Origin of the sequence: Curtobacterium sp. NPDC086286 (genome assembly GCF_044746255.1) — a bacterium.
Taxonomy (GTDB): Bacteria; Actinomycetota; Actinomycetes; order Actinomycetales; family Microbacteriaceae; genus Curtobacterium.
This window is the reverse complement of the sequence record NZ_JBIVBW010000007.1, coordinates 244,089-264,801: the sequence shown is the minus strand read 5'-3', so window position 1 is coordinate 264,801 and position 20,713 is coordinate 244,089. Positions and strand designations below refer to the sequence as shown.

The window sequence follows — 20,713 nt, the reverse complement described above, 5'->3', positions numbered from 1 at the left end:
GGGCCAGCCACCGGCCCCGTCCGTCTACGTGCGGAGCAGCGGGGCCACCAGCGGCTCGAGCCACCTCGAGTACGCCGTCGACATGTGCGTCTGGTCGCGGTACACGAGCTTGTCCTGCACCACCACCGGGCACCCGTCGTCGGTGCAGAACCAGTCCCGCGGCTCGACGGTGGGGACGCCGGCCGCCCGCACCGTGTCGGCGACGTCCTCGTGCCGCCCGGAGACCGCGTAGGCGCGTTGCTCCGCCTGGTTGCACTCCTCCACGGTGTCGAGGTGCTCGGCTACGCACGACACCGCGTCGCCCTCCGGCACCGGGGTGTCCAGCATGTAGACGGTGCGGAGCCCGGCGGCCTGCATCGTGGCCGCGGTCTCGGCGGTGCCGTCCGCCCACGTGGTGTTCGACACCTGCTTGCCGGGGACGTTGTCCGACTGCGCCATCACCACGAGGTCGGGGTCGAGGGCCTGGATGCGCCGCATCGACGCGTCCCGCCACTCGGGGCACTCGGTGTACGTGCGCTTGAGCGAGGAGTTGAACAGCTCGACGTCCTGGGCGACCGGGCACGCGGCCTTCGTCCACGCGACGACCCTCCAGCCCTCGGTCTTGCCGGCGGCGTCGAACGCGGGCAGCCACTGCTGCGCGTGCGAGTCACCCCAGAGCACCACGGTCCGGGAGCCGTCCGGGTCGCCGTACACGCACGCCTTCTGCTGGATCTGCAGGTAGCCCGCGTGGCAGCCGTCGTCCGTCGAGTCCGGCTGGTCGTCGGCGGCGGTCGTGAGGCTCGGGGTCAGGTTCGCCGGCACGTCCGAAGTCGTCAACGCCGACCGGATCGTCGCCTGGATCTCGGTGGAGTCGCCCTCGTCGAGCGATGCCGCCTGCACCGTCCCGCCGCTGCCGACGAGCGCCGGGACCGAGAACACCACGACCACCGCGGTCGCCGTCGTCGCAGCCGCCGCACCGGCCCCGATCGCGGCCCAGCGGACCCGCTTCCACCGCGCACGCGCGGAGGGCGACTCGATGAGGTGGTACGTGATCGTCGCCACCCACAGCGCGACCGCCATCACCTCGAGCTTCTCGAGCCACCCGAGGTCGCGGTTCACCATGACGGGCACGAGCACGACCATCGGCCAGTGCCAGAGGTACCAGCCGTACGACACCTTGCCGATCGCCTGGAACGGCTTCAGCTGCAGGACCGTCTCGACCGAGCCGCGGCGGTACACCCCACCGCCGGCGATCACCGCGCAGGCGCCGAGCACCGGCAGGAGGGCCGCCGTGCCGGGGAAGGGCGTCTCGTCGGAGTACACGAACGCGCTCGTCAGGACCGCGCCGAGGCCGGCCCAGGTCAGTGCGACCTGCAGTGCACCGGGGGCCTTCGCGAGCCACCGGGCGCCGAGGGCGAGGAACGCCCCGGCCGCGAGCTCCCACGCGCGGGTCTGCATCGAGAAGTACGCCAGCGGGGAGTCGTGCGCGGTGATCGTCACGGACGCCCATATCGACGCCCCGAACACGAGCGTCACCACGGCGGCCACCGCCAGGTGACGGTGCCGCTTCCACAGCACGATCGCCAGCGTCAGGACGAGCGGCCACACCAGGTAGAACTGCTCCTCGACGCCGAGCGACCAGAAGTGCTCGAGCGGCGAGGCCGGTCCGTCCGCGGCCTGGTAGTCGACGCCCTGCGCGGCGAGCCGGTAGTTCAGGGCGAAGAAGGTCGCGGCGACGCCGTCCCACGCCACGTTGGACGCGCGCAGGATCGAGTCGAACACGCGGGTGGCCACGACGGTCACGGCGATCACGAGGAGCGCGGTGGGCAGCAGACGCCGGATGCGGCCCGCGTAGAACGAGCCGAAGTCGATCCGTCCCGTCCGCTCGACCTCGCGGAGCAACTGCCCGGTGATGAGGAAGCCGGAGATCGCGAAGAACACGTCCACGCCGACGTACCCGCCGGTGAGGACGGGCGCGCCCGTGTGGTAGACCACCACGAGCAGCACCGCGACGGCGCGGAGCCCCTGGATGTCCGGTCGGAACCGGCGCGGTCCGGCGGCCTGTGGCCGCTCGGCCTGGACCGGCTCCTCGACGGGTGCTGCGGAGTCCGCCAGCACCACCGGGTCGAGGCGCTCACCGAACGCGGGCCCGGAGGCGCGGCTCGGCTCCGGCACGACGCCGACCGGTGACGACGGGGTCACCGTCGGCGAGAGCGGCGGCGCGGGGAGCGACGGATCGGCCGCGTCCGCCGCCGCGACGGAGGCGAGTGCGGGGGTCGGAGCCGCGCCACCGGTGGCGGTGACCGGTGCGCGGGAGGCGATCCGCGCCTCCCGACGGTCGACACGTGCCTGCCTGCGGAGCGCGCGCCGCGGCGAGGACGGGAGCGACAGGAAGAGCATCGGCACCTGCACGTACGCGTGGATCGCGGCGAGGATCCACATCGCCCAGAGCACGTCGGGGCCGAAGCGGACGGTGGCCCACGCGAGGCCCGTCCACGTCACGAGGAGCGACGTGGTGACCGTGATCCGCATCACCCGCGCGATCTGCGTGCCGAGCGGTGTGGTGACCTTCTTCGCCGCACCGGTCGGCACCCACTCGCGGGTCTTGCCGGTGAGGACGTGCACGATCGCGACGGCGTGGGCGAACGAGTACAGGGACTGGATGCGCAGGACGTCGATCCGCCACCGGGACCGGTACATGATCGGGACGACCACGAGCCACATGAGCATCGCGCCGAGGAGCCAGACGGAGTTCTGCGGCATGATCCACTGCGGCAGGCCGAACAGCATCACGAGCCCGGGCAGCGGGGACAGGAACACGTTCACCGCGGTGGAGATGTAGTAGAGGAACCCGGACCAGAAGCACATGCGCTGCCGCAGCGTGATGTGCGGGTTCTCGTGGAAGGTGGTGTCGGCGAGGAGCGACATCGACCCCGTGCACCAGCGGTACTGCTGGTTGAGGAACGACGCGAGGTCGTCCGGGCACATGCCCTTGGACACGAGGATCGGGACGTACCGCACGAGGAAGCCGACGCGCATGAGGTTCACGCCGGTGTGGACGTCCTCGGAGTGGCCGATCTGCGCGAAGCCGCCCGCGCGCTCGAGTGCCGCCCGCCGGTAGATCGCGCAGGTCCCGACGCAGATCGCCGCGTTCGAGCGGTCGCGTGCGGGCTGGATCCAGCGGTAGAACAGCTCCTGCGTGGCGCCGGCGGTCCGCTGCAGCCAGTGCATGCCCTTGCGGGCGTCGAAGAACTGCGGCGACTGCACGATGCCGAGGCTCTGGTCGTCGAAGTAGGGCACGAGCTCGTGGAGGTAGTCGGCTCGGGGCACGAAGTCGGCGTCGAACACCGCGATGAGGTCGCCGTCGCTCTGTTCGTAGCCGTACCGGAGGTTGCCGGCCTTCTTGAGGTGCCCGCGGTCCGGGCGGACCTCGTACCGGTAACCGTGGCGCCGGGCGATCTCGGCGACCTCGGGGCGGTCCGCGTCGTCGAGGACGTACACCGTCAGGGTCGTCGGCCAGCGGAGCTTCGCCACCCACGAGTAGGTGTTCGCGAGGATCGCCAGGGGCTCCCCCGCGGTGGGGAGGAACACGTCGACCGTCGGGTACCGCTCCGGGGCCCAGCTGCCGACGCGTTCGACGTGGTCACGCTTGTGGAAGCGCTTGCGCCGTGCGCTCGTGGTGAGCGAGACGCACAGCGTCAGGCAGTAGAGCGTCGTCGGGATGAGGAACAGCAACAGCCCCGGGGCCGACGTCGAGAAGCGCCAGATGCTCGAGGCGATGAGCGCGAAGGCGGCGGCCTGGGCGAACAGCATCCAGCGGTGCTGCGCGCCCATGTACCAGTACTTCTCGCGGTCCGTGGGCGGCGCCGGGAGGTACTGCGACTCCCCCGTCTGATCCGTGCTGTCCGTGGTCGCGGGCTGGATGCGCGCGTCGACCACCGTGTCCGTGGACGTCATGTCGGGCCTTCCCCTGGTTCAGGCGTGACGAATGGCGTTGCAGTGGTGCAGGTACGGTGCTGCGGTGATCGTTCGATGGTGACGGTCGCTCGGGCACTTCGTGTGACGGGGAGGTGAACCCGACCTGGCAGTGTGCCCCTCGAACGGGGGACGACCCCGCTCTGCCCGGCGCGCGGTCAGCCGGGCATCGGCGAGGCCGTGCCGATCGGGACCTGTCCCCCGGGGATCTGCGACGCAGGCCCCGCGGCGTCGGGTCGTTGCCGGTCCGGCAACGTTCCTTGTCCGTCGTGCGCGGGATGCGGTGGAGTGACGGCATGCACACGCACCGGGAGCCGTCCGACACGACCGCACGCAGCTGGTGGGAGGCCCGCTACGCCGAGCACGACGGGATCTGGTCGGGGCGGGTGAACGCGGTGCTCGCCGACGTCGCGTCGTCGCTGCCCGCGGGACGCGCGCTCGACCTGGGCTGTGGCGAGGGCGGCGACGTCGTCTGGCTCGCCCGGCAGGGGTGGGCGACCACCGGGGTGGACCTGTCGGTGACGGCGGTCACCCGCGGTTCCCGGGCTGCCGTCACCGCCGGGGTCGAGGAGCGGACGGCGTTCGTCGCGGCGGACCTCGGCTCGTGGGACACCGCGGCGCGGTTCGACCTCGTCACGGCGTCGTTCCTGCAGTCGTGGCCGGTCGAGATCCCGCGTGCGGCGATCCTGCGGCGGGCGGCCGGGTTCGTGGCGTCCGGCGGGCACCTGCTCGTGACGGCGCACGCCGCGCCCCCGCACGGGGACCTGCCCGAGGAGATGCGGGCGTACCGCTTCCCGACGCCGGCGGAGGACCTCGCGGCGCTGGGGCTCGACGACGGGTGGGAGGTCGTGGCCGCCGAACTCCGACCGCGCAGCGCGGTGACGCCCGAGGGAGCGCCGCACGAGGTGCTCGACAGCGTGGTGCTGGTCCGCCGCCGCCCCCTCAGCGAGGCAGGGGCAGAGGCAGCGGCACCGAGGCCGTGAACGCCCGGACCACCCGGTCGACGACGTCCGTCGCCGGGGCGTCCCACACGGCCTGGTTGAAGATCTCCACCTCGACGTCCCCGGAGTACCCGGCGGCGCTCACGGCAGCGGTGACCGGCCCGAAGTCGATGTGCCCGTCCCCCATCACGCCCCGGGAGAGCAGCGGGTCGGCGGCGATCGGGGTGAGCCAGTCGCACACCTGGTAGCTCGCGATCCGCCCGGCGGCGCCCGCGCGGGCCACCGAGGCCGCGAGTGCCGGGTCCCACCAGACGTGGAACGTGTCCACGACCACGCCGACGGCAGCGGCCGGGAAGGGCGCCGCGAGGTCGAGGGCCTGCGCGAGGGTCGACACGACGGCCCGATCGGCGGCGTACATCGGGTGCAGGGGCTCGACGGCGAGCTGGACGCCGGCATCGAGGGCGTGCGGAACGAGGTCGGCGAGGGCGTCGGCCACGCGGTCCCGGGCGTCGATCAGGTCGCGGGACCCCTCGGGCAGTCCTCCGGCGACGAGCACGAGCACCGGCGCGGACCCGGGCGCGCCGGCCTCGGCCAACGCCGCGGTCTCGTCGATCGCCCGGCGGTTGTCGTCGAGTGCCCGCTGCCGTTCGGTGCCGGCCGGGAGGGTGAAGAAGCCGCCGCGGCAGTGCGAGGAGACCCGGAGGCCGGAGTCGGCGACCATCCGCACGGCCTCGGACAGCCCGACCTCGGCGACGGGCTCCCGCCACGTGCCGATCGCCTGGACGCCGGCGGCGCGGACGGTGTCGAGGGCGTCCCGGAGCGAGGCGTACTTGATCGTCGCCTGGTTGATCGAGAGCCGCGGATGCGGGGGTGCGGAGCCCGGGGCGGCCCCGGTCCGCGTGGCGCGGACGACGGGGGTGCTCACGCGACCGCCCCGGAGAGCGGGCGGTCGGCGGGGGTCGAGCCGCGCCTCCTGGCCGTCACGGGCACACCGGACACGGTGAGCAGGTCGTGCCACCGCGACGCCGCGAGCGACGGGTCCTCGAGCGCGCCGCAGGCGTTCGCGAGCCGGACGGTCTCGGACAGGTGCGGCAGGGAGCGGCCGGCGTGCTGACCGCCGACCATCGCGAAGGCGCCCTGGTGGCCGTTCAGCCAGGCGAGGAAGGCGATGCCGGTCTTGTAGTGCCAGGTCGGGGCGCTGAAGACGTGGCGGGACAGGGCCTCGGTGGGGCCGAGCAGCGCGCGGAAGGCGGCCTCGTCGGGGAGGGCCCGGACGGCGGCGGAGGCGATCGGCGCCACGGCGGCGAACGCGCCGAGCAGGGCGTCGGAGTGCGTCCGATCGGTCCCGGCGACGAGGTCGACGTAGTGGAAGTCGTCGCCGGTGAACATCCGGACGCCGGCGGGCAGCTGGGAGCGGAGGGCGACCTCGGCCCGGGCGTCGAGCAGGCTCATCTTGATGCCGGCGACCTTCGACCCGGCGTCGCCCATGATGTCGAGCACGGTGTCGGGGCCGTGCTGACCGCCGAAGTAGCCGGCGAGGACGGGGTCGAACGCCTCCCCCAGCCAGTGCAGGACGACGGGGGCGCTCGCGCGCTCGATGACCCTGCGGTAGACGCGGCGGTAGACGGCGGGATCGCTGCCCGCCAGGCGCGCCAGGTGCCGGCTCGCCATGAGCACGACCCCCGCGCCGGCGTCCTCGGCGTGGTGGAGCTGGGCGACGTAGGCATCGACGACCTGCTGCTCAGTGGCGACCTGGTCCGGGAGGTCGTCGGTGTTCACGCCGACGACGATGCGGCCGCCGACGGACTGCGCCTCGCGGGCGCTGCGGGTGATGAGCTCGCGCGTTGCGGCCGGGTCGAGCCCCATGTTCCGCTGCGCGGTGTCCATCGCGTCCGCGACGCCGAGGCCCCACGACCAGAGGTGGTGCCGGAACGCGAGGGTGGCGTCCCAGTCGAGGTCCGCCGGCGCACCCGGCGTGTTGTCGGCGGCGGTGCGCGGGACGACGTGGGCGGCGGCGTAGACGACGCGCTCGGTGAGCGGGCCGGTGGGCTTCGCCGTGGCCGCCACGGCCGGCTCGCGCAGGTCGGCCCGGCTGGTCGTGCCGTCGGGCGCGAGGAGGGTCAGGGTGGTCATGCGCGTGCTCCGACGGTCTCGGCGTCGTCGGCGCGGTCGGCGCTGTCGGCGCGGTCGGTGCGTTCGGTGCGTTCGGCGTTGTCGGCGCGTTCGGCGCGGTCGGCGTTGTCGGCGCTGTCGGCGCTGTCGCCCTGGAGGCGCGGCGCGGCCCCGGTGGGCAGGGTCAGCTCCGGCAGGTCGATGCGTCGTCCTTCGGCGCTCGAGCGAAGACCGGCCTCCGCGAGCGCCACGCCGCGGGCACCGGACAGCAGGTCGTAGGGGTGCGGGCGGCCGGCCACGAGGTCGCGCAGGAAGTCCTCCCACTGCGCGCGGAAGCCGTTGCCGAACACCTCGTTGTCGGGGACCTCGAGCCACTGCGCCCTGTAGTCGCGGTCGTCCCGCAGGTCGGGGTTCCACACCGGCTTCGGCGTCGCCGTCCGCGGCTGGATACGGCAGCCGAACAGTCCCGCGACGGCGCTGCCGTCGGTGCCGTCGACCTGGAACTCGACGAGCTCGTCACGGTCGACCCGGACCGCCCAACTCGAGTTGATCTGCGCCGTGATGCCGCCGGCGAGGTCGAACACGCCGTAGGCCGCGTCGTCCGCGGTCGCCGCGTACCCGGTCCCCTGCTCGTCGGTGCGCTCGTCGATGTGCGTGACCGCGCGGGCGTACACCGACTCCACGCGGCCGAACAGCTGCTCGAGGACGTAGTTCCAGTGCGGGAACATGTCGACGACGATGCCGCCGCCGTCCTCGCGGCGGTAGTTCCAGCTCGGCCGCTGCGCGGTCTGCCAGTCCCCCTCGAACACCCAGTAGCCGAACTCGCCGCGGACGGAGAGGATCCGGCCGAAGAACCCGGAGTCGATGAGCCGGCGGAGCTTCCGGAGGCCGGGCAGGTAGAGCTTGTCGTGCACGACGCCGTTCGGCACCCCGGCGTCGGCGGCGAGGCGGGCGAGCTCGAGCGCCTCGTCGGAGGTCTCCGCCGTGGGCTTCTCGGTGTAGACGGCCTTGCCGGCGGCGATCGCCTTCCGTAGGGCGTCGGCGCGCGCGCTCGTCACGGCGAAGTCGGCGAAGACGTCCCAGCGGGGATCGGCGAGGGCGGCGTCGAGGTCGGTCGTCCAGTGCTCGAGGCCGTGCCGGGTGGCGATCTCCTCGAGCTTCGCGGCGTTCCGGCCGACGAGGATCGGTTCGACCTGCAGCCTCGTGCCGTCCGGGAGCGGGAGCCCGCCGTCGTCGCGGATGGCCAGGATCGACCGCACGAGGTGCTGGCGGTAGCCCATGCGTCCGGTGACGCCGTTCATGATGATGCCGATGGTGCGCGTGGTCAACGCGTGCTCCCTTGCTCGCTGTGGCCCGCTCGCCACCGTGGTGGAAAGCGCTTGCCGGAACCGTACACCACGGCCCAGGCCGACCGCACGCGCGTGTTCGGGTGTGTGCGTTCGGGGCCGGGCGTGCGGCGCGGGCGCGCGGGCCCGGGGCGTGCGCACCCCGCGCCACTTCGTGAGCAGGAATGGTCGGGTCGCGCCACGGCACCCGACCGTTTCTGCTCACGATCCGGCCGACGGGACGGGCCCGGGCGCGGGCGGCGGGGACGAGCGCGGGGCGGCCGGGCCCGGTGCGCCCGGGCTCGGCGCGCCCGGCCCGCTAGCGCGCCGTGCTCGCGCGCAGCACGACCTCGCCGTCGATGGCGCCGTCCGCTTCGAGCCCGAGGGCCCGCCGCACCGCCCGCTCCCCGATCTCCTCGAGGGGCAACCGCACCGTGCTGAGCGCCGGCACGACGTCGGCGAGCATCCGCACGTCGTCGAACCCCGCGACCCCGACGTCCACCCCCGGGACGAGCCCGCGCTCCCGGATCGCCGCGACCGCCCCCACCGCCATGAGGTCCGTGACCGCGAACACGCACCGCGGCAACGCCCCCGAGCCCGCGGCAGACCGGTCGAGCAGCGACACCATCGCCCGGTACCCGCCGTCCCGCGTGAACTCCGACGGCACCACGGCGTCGTCGGGCACCCGGATCCCGTGGGCGGCGAGGCCCGCGACGAAGCCCTCGTAGCGCGCGTGCGCGGTGGCGAGCGACGGATCCCCGGCGAGCACCGCGAACGAGTCGTGCCCCTGTTCCACCAGGGCGCCGGCGAGCGCCGCAGCACCGCTGAGGTTCCGGATCACGAGTGGTTGCACTCCCGACACGCCTGCCACGGCGCCGTCGAGGTCGGACACGAGCGCCGACACCCCCGCGCCGGCCGCGACGAGTCCGGAGACGGCCGACGCCAGCTCGGCGCCACCACCGAGGCGACGGCTCACCGCGAGCACCACGGCCCGCGGCCGGAGCCCCGCGACGACGCCGAGGACGGCCGCCTCGCGCGACGGGTCCCCTCCCGTCGACGTGATCGTGACGACGAGCCCGGCGTCGTCGGCGGCACGGATGGCCCCGGCGGCGATGGCTGCGAAGTACGGATCGGCGATGTCGCCCACGACGAGCGCGAGCGTCGTGGTGGTCCCGCGGGCGACGGCCTGGGCCTGCACGTTGGCGGTGTACCGGAGCTCCCGGGCCGCGGCGTGGACGCGGTCGACCGACTCCTGCCGGACCTTCCGCACGCTGCCGTTGAGCGCGCGCGACGCGGTCGCGAGCGAGACGCCTGCCCGCGCAGCCACGTCGGCCAGGGTGACCGAGCTCCGTTCGGGCATGTCGCGCCTCCAGTCCGTCGGCTCCGCGCTGTGTGGCGAGGGTTGTCTGTGGCGAGGATAGCGATTTCCCGCCCGCCGGGGCGGAGCCGCGGCAACGGACCGAGCCGTCACGTCACAATGTCCAAACATTCTGCAGGAAAGCGCTTGCCAGAATCCCCGGGCGTCGTGTAGACCTTGTCTCCTCGGCCGAGACACCCCGAACGCTCGCCCACGGCAGACGCCAGTGGTCCCGAACGAAAGCAGTGACGATGAAGTCATCCAAGAAGATGCTCGCGCTCGCCGGCGGCATCGCCGCACTGGCGCTCCTGAGCGGCTGCGCCTCCGGCAGCGGTTCCGGCGACGGCGGCAAGGTCGACCAGCTGACCTTCTGGCTCTCCACGTCGACGGCGCAGGAGAAGGGCTACCAGGACCTCGCGACCGACTACGAGAAGAAGACCGGCGTCACGGTCAAGATCGTGAACCTGCCGTACGACGGGCTGCAGACGAAGCTCCGCGAGTCGGCGCAGGCGAACTCGCTGCCCGACGTCGTGCGAGCCGCGGGCATCGACCCGATCTGGACCGGCAAGACCGTCGACCTGGCCTCGATCGTGGACGACGACGCGAACAAGATCGACAAGGACATCATCGCGAAGGACGACGACGGCAAGGTCACCTCGATCCCGTCCGACGTCACCGCGGCGGGCCTGTTCGTGAACAAGTCGCTGTTCGACAAAGCCGGCATCGCCTACCCGACGGACCCCGCGAAGGCCTGGACCTGGGACGAGTTCCTGCAGGCCGCCGACCAGGTGAAGGCGAAGACCGGCGCGAAGTACGACCTGGTGTTCGACTCCTCGCCGTCCCGCCTGCGCGCCTACATGTTCACCAAGGGCACCGACTTCATGCAGCAGGAGAAGGACGGCTCCTTCCCGACCGACTCGAAGACCGTCTCGGCGCTGCAGGACTTCGCCGACATGAACGACGACTCCACGATGCCGAAGTCGGTGTGGACGAGCGGGCAGGATCCGAACGCCCTGTTCAAGAGCGGCCAGGTCGTCGCCTACTTCTCGGGCGTCTGGCAGTCGTCGGACTTCGCGTCGAACATCACCGACTTCGACTGGGCCAGCGCCGCGACCCCGGCCGACCCGACGCACGCCACCGAGATCAACTACGGCGGCAACATCGTCGGCTTCGAGAACTCGGACGCCCGCGGGACCGCGGCGAAGAAGTTCATCGACTACATGTACGAGCCGACGAACTACGCCAAGCTCGTGACGACGAACGGCTTCCTGCCGGTGGAGTCCGGACTGGACATCAGCTACCCGTTCGAGTCGCAGGCCGCCAAGGACTCCTTCGCGCTCTACCAGAAGGAGATCGACGCGGCGGACCCGATCTCGAGCTCCTACGCCAAGGAGAGCGCGAAGTGGGCGGTCGAGGGCAAGGAACTCGGCACCGACCCCACCACCGCCGAGGTCGGCAAGCTCATCAACGGGCAGCAGTCGGCCAAGAAGACCCTCGAGACGATCACGAAGTACTACGAAGAGCACGTCGGATGACGGATCGGGGTCGGGTGCACGCACCCGACCCCGGCGTCTTTCCCCCCCAGCAACACCGCGACGAACGAAGAGGATCATCGTGAGCATCCCCACCGCAGCCGGCGACGTGCAGACCGCCGTGCCCACCCCGGTGCCGCCCCGCCGGCCCGGCGCCGGGAAGACGACGAAGCGCCGCCGCTCCGGCGTCAGCAAGCCCGTCCTCGCCCCGATCCTCTTCGTCAGCGTCAACGCGGTGCTGTTCGTGGTGTTCTTCGTCTGGCCCGCGGTCATCGGCCTCGGCTACTCGTTCACCGACTACAACGGTGTCGTCGCCCCGAAGTTCATCGGGCTCGAGAACTACTTCGAGCTGTTCGCCGACGACACCTTCTACGCGGCACTCCTCCGGACGTTCCTCTACGCGATCGTGGCGGTACCGCTCGGCTTCGTGCTCTCCCTGTCGATGGCGCTCATGCTCACGAGCCCCGCGGCGAAGGGCCGGAGCGTCGCCCGCATCGTCTTCTTCGTGCCGTGGCTCATCTCGCCGATCGTGACCGGCGTCATCTGGCGGTGGATGTTCGGCGAGAACTTCGGGCTCGCGAACTTCGTCATCGAGTCCTTCGGCGGCAAGGCCGTCCCGTGGCAGTCGAACGCGGACCTGTCGCTGCTCGTCGTGGTGTTCGCCACCGCGTGGGCCGGAGCCGCCTTCAACATGCTGCTGTTCGTGGCCGCGATCCGGAACGTGCCGCAGTCCTACTACGAGGCGGCGGCCCTCGACGGCGCCGGCGCCTGGCACCAGTTCCGCTACATCACGCTGCCGAGCATCGCACCGACGTCGTTCATCGTGGTCCTGCTGTCGTCGCTCGGCGCCTTCAAGGAGTTCGCGACGATCCAGGCACTCAACGGCGGCGGTCCCGGCACCGACAACAACCTGCTCGTGCAGTACATCTACACGAACGGGTTCCAGAACGCCCACATCGGCTACGCGAGCGCGGCGTCGATGGTCCTCATGCTCATCCTCATGGCCATCGCGCTCATCCAGCTGGCCGTGAACCGTCGGACGGAGGCCCGCCGATGACCGCCACCCTGCCCAGCGCCTCCGGCGCACCCGCGACTGACGTCACGTCGGGGACCGCCAAGAACAAGAACACGGCCAGGACCAAGCGCCTCGACGGCCCGCCCCGCCCCAGGGCCATCGCCGCCACCGCCCTGCTCTGGGTCTTCATCATCGCGTTCGGCTTCCCCGTGCTCTGGTTCGTCCTCAGCGCGTTCAAGCCCGGCGGCGAGCTGTTCTCCTACCCGCTCACCCTGTTCCCGAAGACGTGGTCGGTCAGCGGCTTCACGGAAGCCTGGGCGAGCTACGACTTCGCCCGCTACTTCGGCAACACCGTGATCGTCGCACTGGTCACCACCGTCCTCACCGTTCTGGCGAGCGCGGCGACCGGGTACGCGCTGGCGAAGTACGACAACAGGTGGCTCAAGGTCTTCTTCGTCTGCATCCTCGCGACGACGATGCTCCCGACCGAGGTCATCCTCGCGCCGACGTTCATCGTGATCCGCGACCTCGGCATGTACGACTCGCTCGCCGGCATCATCGTGCCGTCGGTCATCACCGCGACCGGCATCTTCATGTTCCGGCAGTTCTTCCTCACCGTGCCGGACGACCTCGTCGAGGCCGCCCGCATCGACGGCGCGAGCGAGTTCGGCATCTTCTGGCGGATCATGCTGCCGATCTCCCGCCCGATCATGCTGACGCTCGCGATCTTCTCGTTCCAGTGGCGGTGGAACGACTACATCTGGCCGCTGCTCGTCCTCAACGACCCCCACCAGTTCACGATCCAGATCGCGCTGCAGAGCATCGTCGGCGCGGAGAACGTCAACTGGACGGTCCTGCTCGGCGCCTCGGTGATCTCGATCATCCCGCTCGTCCTCATCTACCTGGTCTTCCAGAAGTACGTGAACGGCGCGGACCTCAACGCGGGCCTCAAGGACTGATGGGCTTCCTCGACCTCGCCGGCACCGCGGCCGACGCCGACGCGGCCCGGCTCCGGCAGGCCACCGACGCCCCGGAGACGCTGCAGCACCGCGAACTCATGGCGCGCGCCCTCACCCTGGTCGGGGCGTGGGTCCGGAACGAGCGGACGGGAGGCGCGGCTCGGCCCACCGACGACGACCTCGCCACCGCGCACGGCTGGGTCCGGCACCTCGCCACCAGGCAGTCCCCCGGCGGCACGTTCGTCGGCGGCGACAACGTGCTCTCCCCACCCGACTCCGCGTTCACGGTCAACGACGTGTGCGACGCCCTCGAGCTCCTCGCGCCGTACCGTGCGACCGTGCCGACGGCCGCGGCGCTGGCCGACGACCTCGACGAGATCGTGCACCGCGCGACCCCGGCGTTGCTGACGGGTGGCGTGCACACACCGAACCACCGGTGGGAGATCGCGGCCGCACTCGCCCGCGTCCACCGGCTCCACCCCGACCCGGCCCTCGTCGAGCGGATCGACGAGTGGCTCGCCGAGGGACCGGACATCGACGCCGACGGCCTGTGGTCCGAGCGCAGCCCGAACTACGCCGCGGCGGTCTCGTGCCCGTCCTTCCTCGTGCTGGCGTCGGTGCTGGGGCGGCCCGAGCTGCTCGACCCGGTGCGCCGCTCGCTCGACGCGACACTCGCGCTGCTCCTGCCCGACGACACCGTCGAGACCGTGCAGTCCCGACGGCAGGACCAGTCGCAGCCGTTCGGCATCGGACCGTTCGCACCCCTGCTCTGGCACGTCGCGGTGCTCGACGGCCGAGCCGACCTCGCCGCCGTCGCCGCCCGGGCGGCAGTCGCCGACACCTGGCAGCCCGGCGCGGTGGCCGCACGGGCGATGACCGACCCGGTGCTCGAGCGGCCGCTGCCGGCGGGCGCGCCACTCCCCCGGGGCACCTCGACGTTCCGGGCGGCACGGCTCGTCCACGTCCGCGAGGCCGACCGCGACGTCGTGCTCTTCGCCGGCTCGGACGTCCCGGCGGCAGGACACGTCCGCTCCGGGCTCGCGAACAGCCCGACGTTCCTGCGGGTACTCGCCGGCGCCGTCGTCCTCACCGACGTCCGGCTCTCGCGGGAGTTCTTCGGCCTCGGCCCGTTCCGCCCGACGAGGCTCGAGGACCTCGGCGCCGGCCGGTTCCGGCTGACCGAACGCGTGTCGGCCGGCTACCACCAGCCGCTCGCACCCGAGCACCGGCGGGCCGACGGCGACTACGCGCTCGGCGACGAGGGGCGGTTCTCGGCGTCGATGGCGTTCGGCAGCCGGACCGCCGACGAGGTGGCGCTCACGACGACGGTCGACGTCGCCCTGACGGCCGACGCGGTCACGCTCGACATCGAGACCGCCGGGGCCGACGTCCCGTGGTCGCTCCAGCTGACGTTCCGCGACGGGGGTACGTTCTCCGGTGTGAGCACCGATGCCGCCACCGCCGAACGCGTCCTCGTCACCGGGACCGCTTCGTACCGCGTCGGCACCGACACCGTGACGTTCGGGCCGGGCAACGGCTCCGGCCCCGGGCAACCCGCGTTCTACGCGCCCGGTCAGGACTACGCGTTCCTCGGCGGGACGGACCGGCCGACGGGCTCGCACGTCCACGTCACCGGACGCGCGCCGGGCCGGACCCGTGTCGTGATCGGCACCCCGTCGGTGGGGTCGTGACCACGGAGCGACCGGCGGCCGGAGACCCGAGCCGCACCGAGCCTCCCGGCATCGTCCTCGTCGGCGCGCGCGGCTACGGCCTGCACCACCGGGCGACCATCGACCGGCTCGTCGGCCTCGGGGCCTGCACGCTGACGGCCGTCGTCGACCCGACCCTCGACGCCGACGAGGACGGCGGCGTGCCGGTCGTCCACGACGTCGCCGCTGCCCGCGCGACCGGCCCGGTCGACGTCGTCGTGGTCGCCGCCCCGATCGCCGCGCACCTCCCCCTCGCCCTCGCCGCCCTCGAGAGCGGCGCCGACGTCCTCCTCGAGAAGCCGCCGGTCACGACGCGCGCGGACCTGGCGACCCTGCTCGACGCCGAACGACGCAGCGGGCGCGTGGTCCAGGTGGGGTTCCAGAGCCTCGGGTCGCTCGCGCTGCCCGCACTCCGTGACGGGTCGCTCGTCGGGACCGTCCGGTCCGCCGCGGCCGTCGGCACCTGGACGCGCGACCAGGCGTACTGGGACCGCTCCGCCTGGGCCGGCCGCCGCAGGGTGGACGGGGTCGACGTCCTCGACGGCGTCGTCACGAACCCGCTCGCCCACGCCGTGGCGACCGCCCTCGCGCTCGTCGGCTGCCGTCGAGCCGACGAGGTGGCGCGCGTCGAGGTCGAGCTGTACCGGGCGAACGCGATCGAGGGCGACGACACCTCGGCCGTCCGGGTCACGACGACCACCGGACGCGAGGCGACCGCGGCGCTCACCCTGTGCGGGCCGACCGAGGTCCTCCCGAGCGTGCGGGTCCGCGGCACGACCGGGAGCGCGGTCCTCGGGTACACGACCGACGAGGTCACGATCGACGGGGTGACCCACGGACTCGGGCGCACCGACCTGCTCGAGAACCTGCTCGCCCACCGGTCCCGCGGCGACGCGCTGCTCGTGCCGCTCGCGTCGACCGGCGCGTTCGTCGAGGTGCTCGAAGCCGTGCGGGCGACCGAACCGGTGCAGATCGACCACCCGTGGGTGACGTGGGACGGCGAGGGGCCCGCGCGTCGGCCGCTCGTCACGGACGTCGAGTCCGTCGTCGACCGCGCGGCGGACCAGGGCGCGCTGTTCTCCGAGGTCAGCGCGCCCTGGGCGCACGCGGACCGCGACGAGGTGCTCGACGAGCTCGTCGTCGACGGCGTCCCGGTCGCGTCGGTCCTCGACGGCGCGGGGACGATCCCGACGTCGTCGCCCCGCCCGTACCTGCACCCGGTGCGGACCCTCGGCGGCACGGTCGTGAGCGCCCACCACCCGCCGGACCACGACTGGCACTGCGGCGTGGGGTTCGCGATCCCCGACCTCGACGGCGTGAACTGCTGGGGCGGACGGACGTACGTCCACGGCGAGGGCTACGTCTGGCGCGACGACCACGGCAGCGCCACGGTCGTGCACGCCGAGCACCACGGCCCCTCCCTGCGGCAGGAGGTCGTCTGGCGCGGTCCCGACGGCCACGTCGCCCTGCACGAGGACCGGACCCTCGCCTGGCGGGCGGTGGACACCGGGTGGGAGCTCACGTGGTCGTCGTCGTTCCGCGTGCCCGGGGACGCGGTCGTCCGGCTCGGCGGCCCGGGCAGCAACGGTCGGGTCGGGGCCGGGTACGGCGGCTTCACCTGGCGCTTCCCGCCGTGCGCCGACATCGCGGTCCGGACGGCGACGGCCCGTGGCGAGGACGCGGTGCACGGGTCGGTCGCGCCGTGGGTCGAGTGGTCGGCCGTGTTCGAGGGCGTCGGCGCCACGATCCGGTTCGAGGCCCTCGACCACGACGACCCGTGGTTCGTCCGCGCCGCCGAGTACCCCGCGGTCGGCTCGGCGCTCGCCTGGCGCACCCCGACGCTCGTGCACCCGGGGGTGCCCCTCGTCCGGTCGTTCCGGGCGACGGTCGCGGACGGCCCGGTCGAGCACGACCCGGACCGGTCCGCCAATACGCTGGTGGGATGAGCACCGAGGACTGGGAAGCCCGCGTCGCCGCACTCTGGGCCGACGACACCATCGACGACCAGGAGCGCATCGACCGCATGCGGGTCCTCGCCGACGCCGCACCCCACCCGGCGCTGGGCGCGTTCGAGCTCGGCGGGGCGAACGACTCCGGCGGCCACGAAGCCGAGGCCGACGTCCACTACACGGCCGCGACGGCAGCCGGGCTCGACACCGTGGACCCGACGAGGGCGGCGCAGATGGTCGTCCAGCACGCCTCGACGCTCCGCAACCTCGGCCGGGTCGACGAGGCGATCACGATGCTCCGCGACGCCCCCGAGCACCCGGCGACCGGCGCAGCGCCGAAGGTGTTCCTCGCACTCGCGCTGCACAGTGCCGGCCGCCACGACGAGGCGCTCCGGGTCGCGATCGAGGCGGTGGAGCCGACGCTCCCCCGGTACCACCGGTCGGTCCGGGCCTACGCGGCAGCCCTCACCGACGCCTGATCGCGACCACTCGTCAGGGTGCCAGCGGCAGCGCGTCGCTCGTCGTGCGGAGCGACTCCTGACGGATCTCGAGCTGGGTGACGGCGAGCGCGGCGAGGTCGTGCAGGTTCGCGAGGTCCGCCCCGGACGTCTGGCGCGGCTTCGTGTCGAGCACCGCGAGCGTGCCGATCGGGGTGCCGTCGTGCTTCACCAGCGGGACGCTGACGTAGAACCGGATGCCGAGCGGGCCGGTGACGAGCGGGCTGTGCTGCATCTCGGGGTGCGTCTGGCCGTCCGGGATCACGACGGGCACCGGCACCGGGGCGAACCCGTTGCGGAAGTTGATGTGGCGCGCCGCGTCGTCGACACCGGGAGCGATGTACGACTGCGACCAGGCACGGTCCTCGTCGAGCACCTCGACCAGGGCGATCGGGGCGTCGAACAGCCGCGCGGCCATCGCCGTCGTGCGCTGCAGCGCCTGTTCGGGCAGGCTGTCGAGCGTCGCTGGGCGGGCACGGTCGGCGTGCGCAGCAGCCTCGGCCACGGGCGGCGCCTCGACGACGTGGTCGGCGGCGGTGGTCTCCGCGATGACGACGTCGCGCAGCATGGTCACGAGATCGGCACCGGCCGGGCGCGCTGCCGGGTCCTGCGCGGTCATCGCCCGGAGCAGGACCTTCCAGTGCTCGGGCAGCGGCTCGGGCAGCACCGGGTCGCGGGACAACCGCGCGACCGCGGACTCGACGAGCGACCCCGGGAACTCCCGACGGCGGGTGAAGCACTGCAGCAGCACGAGCCCGAGCGAGTAGACGTCGCTCGGCGGACCGACCTCGCCGCCCCGCGCCTGCTCGGGGCTGAGGTAGGCGGCGGTCCCGGTGGTCACGCCGTCGGCCGTCAGCCGCTCGACACCGGCGGCGAGCGCGATGCCGAAGTCGGTCAGCCGGGCGCGTGCACGGTCGGAGTCGTTGCCGTAGTCGACGAGCAGGATGTTCGACGGCTTGATGTCGCGGTGCACGACACCGTGGCTGTGGATGTAGTGCAGCGCCTCAGCCATGTCGTACCCGATCTCGGCGATGTGGCGGGAGGCGAGCGGGCCGACGGAGAGCCGGTCCTCGAGGTCCTGCCCGGCGACCAGCGCCATCACGAGGTACCGCTGGCGGGTGCCGTCGTGGCCGGTGACGACGCCGGTGTCGAGCAGGCTCACGAGGTTGTGGTGCTCGAGGGACGCCAGGACGCCGAGCTCGGCCTCCTGCCGGGCGACGTCGACGGTGCCGGCGTGGAACACCTTCACGGCGACGGGCCGGTGGAGGCTCTCGTCGACCCCGCGGTACACGACGGACATGCCGCCCTGGCCGATGGCGTGTTCGAGCCGGTACCGCCCGTCGAGCAGTGGGGCCGTGGACGCGGTGTCCTCGGTCGGACTCATCTGACCCTCGTTCTCGGTTCCGGCAGGCAACGATGCATCTTCGCATCCCGGCGGGGATCGTGTTCGGTCGGCGCGCTCAGTGGCCCGTCGCCACCGTGCTCACCCGCAGGTCGTCGAAGGTGCTCGTGAAGCCCGCACCGCCGAGCGAGATCAGCCCGATCCGCGGCTCCGCCCCGAGGTCCGCCGTCCACGTCCCACCGCGCACGAAGTGCCGTCCGTCGACGCTGGTGTACGCGGTGTAGCGGTGCTCCCCGGCCACGAACCGGTGCACGATCCGCAGCGTGGTGGTGTCCCCGACCGGCCCGACGACCATGTTCCCGTAGGTCGGGGCACCGGCCGGTTGCCCGGAGACCTGCTTGCCGAACTCCGTCTGCCGGGTGTCGAAGATCGAGTTCGAGGTCAGGCGCACGTAGTCGCTGTCGCTCCCGTACACGATGAGCCCGCCCTGCACGTAGTTCACGCCGTCGCCGGTCGCCGGGGTGTCGACCGCGACGGTGGTCTCGGCCACCCAGTCGCCCCGGGGAACCGGTTCGGACAGGACCGAGGCGAGCGGTGTCTGCGGCGGGTGGATGTCGGCGTCCTGCGTCCGCCACCGGAAGGCGCCCCCGGCGACCGTCCACGCGGAGGCATCGGGCTCACGGGTCCAGCGGAGCGCCGGCGGCAGGGTCGTCCCGTCGAAGTCGGTGGACAGCGCACGGATCGTCCGACCGGGCACGTCGACCGGTGCGGCGGTGGCGCGGTACGTCGGCCGTTGACCGAGCTGCGCCACCGGCCCCGGTTGCACGCCGTCCGAGGGGCCGGCTCCACCGCGGACCACGGGCCAGCCGTGCACCCAGTCGAGCGGGTCGATGAGCACGGGCCGCTTCGTGTAGGTGCCCTGGCCCGCGTAGTACGGGTCGTCCCGGTCGACGGCGTGGTAGACGATCCAGTCCTGTCCGGCGAGGTCGGTGACGACCGTGTTGTGCCCGGTGCCGACCCAGCGGTTGCCGTTCTGGGCGAGCAGGGGCGTGCCGCCCACCCGGGTGCTCGTGATCCGCACGCCGTCCTGGTCGGTGAACGGGCCGAGCGGGCTGCGCGACCGGGCGACGAACACGCCGTACCCGGTCAGGGCGCCGTTGCAGCAGTTCGTGGCGGACCCCATGAAGTACCACCAGCCGTCGTGCCGCATCAGGTACGTGCCCTCGTAGCGGTTGTCGATCGCGATCTGCCGCTCGGTCGAGGGGATCGACCGCAGGCCGTCGGTGCTCAGCCGGCGGACGTTCACCCCGCCGAAGTAGCTGCCGAAGTACAGGTACGTGCTGCCGTGGTCGGTGATGACCTCGGGGTCGAACTCCCACCGCTGCCCGGTGCCGTTCGGTGCCGCCTGCGGTGCCACCACGGGTCCGCCGGAGTCCGTCCACGGTCCGGTCGGGCCCGCGCTCGTCGCGACACCGACGGCCGATCCGCCGCCGGTCGGCGCCGTGCCGCTGGGGGTGTCCGACGCCGCGTAGTAGAGGTACCAGGTGCCCGGGCGCCCGTGCGTCCCGGCCCGGTACACGACGTCCGGCGCCCAGATGCCGTTCGCGTCGCCCACCCAGGCCGGCTTCGTGGGGAAGGCGTCGTCGACGTACGTCCAGTGCGTCAGGTCGGTGGACCGGTACGTCGGGACCCCGTGCTGCACGAGCGACCCGTCCGGGTTCTGCTCCGTCGCCGTGAGGGCATCAGTCGTGCAGTAGAGGTACCAGTTCCGGTCGCGTCCCACCCCGCGCACGACGGTCGGGTCGGCGCAGCTCGCCGCGGTCTGGCCGTCCGGCAGGGCGAGCGTCATCGGGTTCTGGTGGGTCGGCGCGGCACCGCCCCGTGCGGACGTGGTCTCCGCGGCGACGGCGGGCGCACCACCGGTACCGACCTGGAGGAACGTGGTCGCGAGTCCCGCGACCGTCGCGATCGCGAGGACTGCTCTGAGTGACCGGCGCACGATGGACCTGCTCTCGTCGTCG

At 72.7% G+C, this 20,713-nt stretch carries 14 protein-coding genes; 7 read left to right on the top strand and 7 right to left on the bottom strand.

Annotated elements, in window-relative coordinates; genetic code table 11:
* Positions 1-24 precede the first annotated feature (24 nt).
* On the bottom strand, positions 25-3,936 hold the full coding sequence (locus tag ACIPKM_RS14605; RefSeq protein ID WP_402737005.1) for an SGNH hydrolase domain-containing protein: 3,912 nt from the start codon (positions 3,934-3,936) through the stop codon (positions 25-27).
* Positions 3,937-4,250: 314 nt separating this feature from the next.
* On the opposite strand from ACIPKM_RS14605, the gene ACIPKM_RS14600 reads away from it, so the two are divergent.
* Positions 4,251-4,937 carry a class I SAM-dependent methyltransferase gene (locus tag ACIPKM_RS14600; RefSeq protein ID WP_402737004.1) on the top strand — a complete coding sequence of 229 codons (687 nt, stop codon included), beginning with the start codon at positions 4,251-4,253 and terminating at the stop codon, positions 4,935-4,937.
* On the opposite strand, the gene ACIPKM_RS14595 is transcribed toward ACIPKM_RS14600, so the two are convergent.
* From ACIPKM_RS14595 to ACIPKM_RS14580, 4 genes are all read right to left on the bottom strand, one after another.
* A complete protein-coding gene (locus ACIPKM_RS14595) occupies positions 4,897-5,820 on the bottom strand; it encodes a sugar phosphate isomerase/epimerase family protein (RefSeq protein ID WP_402737003.1) in 924 nt (307 codons plus the stop codon). The genes ACIPKM_RS14600 and ACIPKM_RS14595 overlap by 41 nt on opposite strands.
* Positions 5,817-7,028, bottom strand: coding sequence for a DUF993 family protein (locus tag ACIPKM_RS14590; protein WP_402737002.1), 1,212 nt, complete (start codon positions 7,026-7,028; stop codon positions 5,817-5,819). Before ACIPKM_RS14590 ends, ACIPKM_RS14595 begins: the two co-directional genes overlap by 4 nt.
* Positions 7,025-8,308 (bottom strand): Gfo/Idh/MocA family protein, encoded by a 1,284-nt coding sequence (locus ACIPKM_RS14585; RefSeq protein WP_402737017.1) that lies wholly within the window; start codon positions 8,306-8,308, stop codon positions 7,025-7,027. Before ACIPKM_RS14585 ends, ACIPKM_RS14590 begins: the two co-directional genes overlap by 4 nt.
* A gap of 343 nt (positions 8,309-8,651) precedes the next feature.
* On the bottom strand, positions 8,652-9,692 hold the full coding sequence (locus ACIPKM_RS14580; RefSeq protein ID WP_402737001.1) for a LacI family DNA-binding transcriptional regulator: 1,041 nt from the start codon (positions 9,690-9,692) through the stop codon (positions 8,652-8,654).
* A gap of 248 nt (positions 9,693-9,940) precedes the next feature.
* Between ACIPKM_RS14580 and ACIPKM_RS14575 the strand changes: the two genes are divergently transcribed.
* The 6 genes from ACIPKM_RS14575 (at position 9,941) to ACIPKM_RS14550 (ending at position 17,332) form a co-directional block, all read left to right on the top strand.
* Positions 9,941-11,224, top strand: a complete 1,284-nt coding sequence (locus ACIPKM_RS14575; RefSeq protein WP_071295471.1) for an extracellular solute-binding protein — start codon at positions 9,941-9,943, stop codon at positions 11,222-11,224.
* Between the two features lie 79 nt (positions 11,225-11,303).
* Positions 11,304-12,278, top strand: a complete 975-nt coding sequence (locus ACIPKM_RS14570; RefSeq protein ID WP_402737000.1) for a carbohydrate ABC transporter permease — start codon at positions 11,304-11,306, stop codon at positions 12,276-12,278.
* Positions 12,275-13,195: a carbohydrate ABC transporter permease gene (locus ACIPKM_RS14565; protein ID WP_402736999.1), complete on the top strand. Its 921-nt coding sequence runs from the start codon at positions 12,275-12,277 to the stop codon at positions 13,193-13,195. The genes ACIPKM_RS14570 and ACIPKM_RS14565 overlap by 4 nt, the downstream gene beginning before the upstream one ends.
* Positions 13,195-14,886, top strand: a complete 1,692-nt coding sequence (locus tag ACIPKM_RS14560; RefSeq protein WP_402736998.1) for a hypothetical protein — start codon at positions 13,195-13,197, stop codon at positions 14,884-14,886. Before ACIPKM_RS14565 ends, ACIPKM_RS14560 begins: the two co-directional genes overlap by 1 nt.
* The gene (locus ACIPKM_RS14555) at positions 14,883-16,850 is read left to right on the top strand and encodes a DUF6807 family protein (protein WP_402736997.1); all 1,968 of its coding nucleotides are present in this window, start codon (positions 14,883-14,885) and stop codon (positions 16,848-16,850) included. Before ACIPKM_RS14560 ends, ACIPKM_RS14555 begins: the two co-directional genes overlap by 4 nt.
* Complete coding sequence (locus ACIPKM_RS14550) at positions 16,847-17,332, top strand: tetratricopeptide repeat protein (RefSeq protein ID WP_070416470.1); 486 nt, start codon at positions 16,847-16,849, stop codon at positions 17,330-17,332. The genes ACIPKM_RS14555 and ACIPKM_RS14550 overlap by 4 nt, the downstream gene beginning before the upstream one ends.
* A 13-nt stretch (positions 17,333-17,345) precedes the next feature.
* On the opposite strand, the gene ACIPKM_RS14545 is transcribed toward ACIPKM_RS14550, so the two are convergent.
* Entirely contained in the window at positions 17,346-18,734 is a 1,389-nt protein-coding gene (locus tag ACIPKM_RS14545; RefSeq protein WP_402736996.1) for a protein kinase, read from the bottom strand.
* Positions 18,735-18,810: 76 nt separating this feature from the next.
* Positions 18,811-20,691: a family 43 glycosylhydrolase gene (locus ACIPKM_RS14540; protein ID WP_402736995.1), complete on the bottom strand. Its 1,881-nt coding sequence runs from the start codon at positions 20,689-20,691 to the stop codon at positions 18,811-18,813.
* Positions 20,692-20,713 lie beyond the last annotated feature (22 nt).

Bases quoted from the DNA above. Each gene is read 5' to 3' on its own strand.
- ACIPKM_RS14605 (WP_402737005.1), bottom strand. From the start codon at position 3,936: ATGACGTCCACGGACACGGTGGTCGACGCGCGCATCCAGCCCGCGACC.
- ACIPKM_RS14600 (WP_402737004.1), top strand. From the start codon at position 4,251: ATGCACACGCACCGGGAGCCGTCCGACACGACCGCACGCAGCTGGTGG.
- ACIPKM_RS14590 (WP_402737002.1), bottom strand. From the start codon at position 7,028: ATGACCACCCTGACCCTCCTCGCGCCCGACGGCACGACCAGCCGGGCC.
- ACIPKM_RS14585 (WP_402737017.1), bottom strand. From the start codon at position 8,308: ATGAACGGCGTCACCGGACGCATGGGCTACCGCCAGCACCTCGTGCGG.
- ACIPKM_RS14580 (WP_402737001.1), bottom strand. From the start codon at position 9,692: ATGCCCGAACGGAGCTCGGTCACCCTGGCCGACGTGGCTGCGCGGGCA.
- ACIPKM_RS14575 (WP_071295471.1), top strand. From the start codon at position 9,941: ATGAAGTCATCCAAGAAGATGCTCGCGCTCGCCGGCGGCATCGCCGCA.
- ACIPKM_RS14565 (WP_402736999.1), top strand. From the start codon at position 12,275: ATGACCGCCACCCTGCCCAGCGCCTCCGGCGCACCCGCGACTGACGTC.
- ACIPKM_RS14560 (WP_402736998.1), top strand. From the start codon at position 13,195: ATGGGCTTCCTCGACCTCGCCGGCACCGCGGCCGACGCCGACGCGGCC.
- ACIPKM_RS14550 (WP_070416470.1), top strand. From the start codon at position 16,847: ATGAGCACCGAGGACTGGGAAGCCCGCGTCGCCGCACTCTGGGCCGAC.
- ACIPKM_RS14545 (WP_402736996.1), bottom strand. From the start codon at position 18,734: ATGAGTCCGACCGAGGACACCGCGTCCACGGCCCCACTGCTCGACGGG.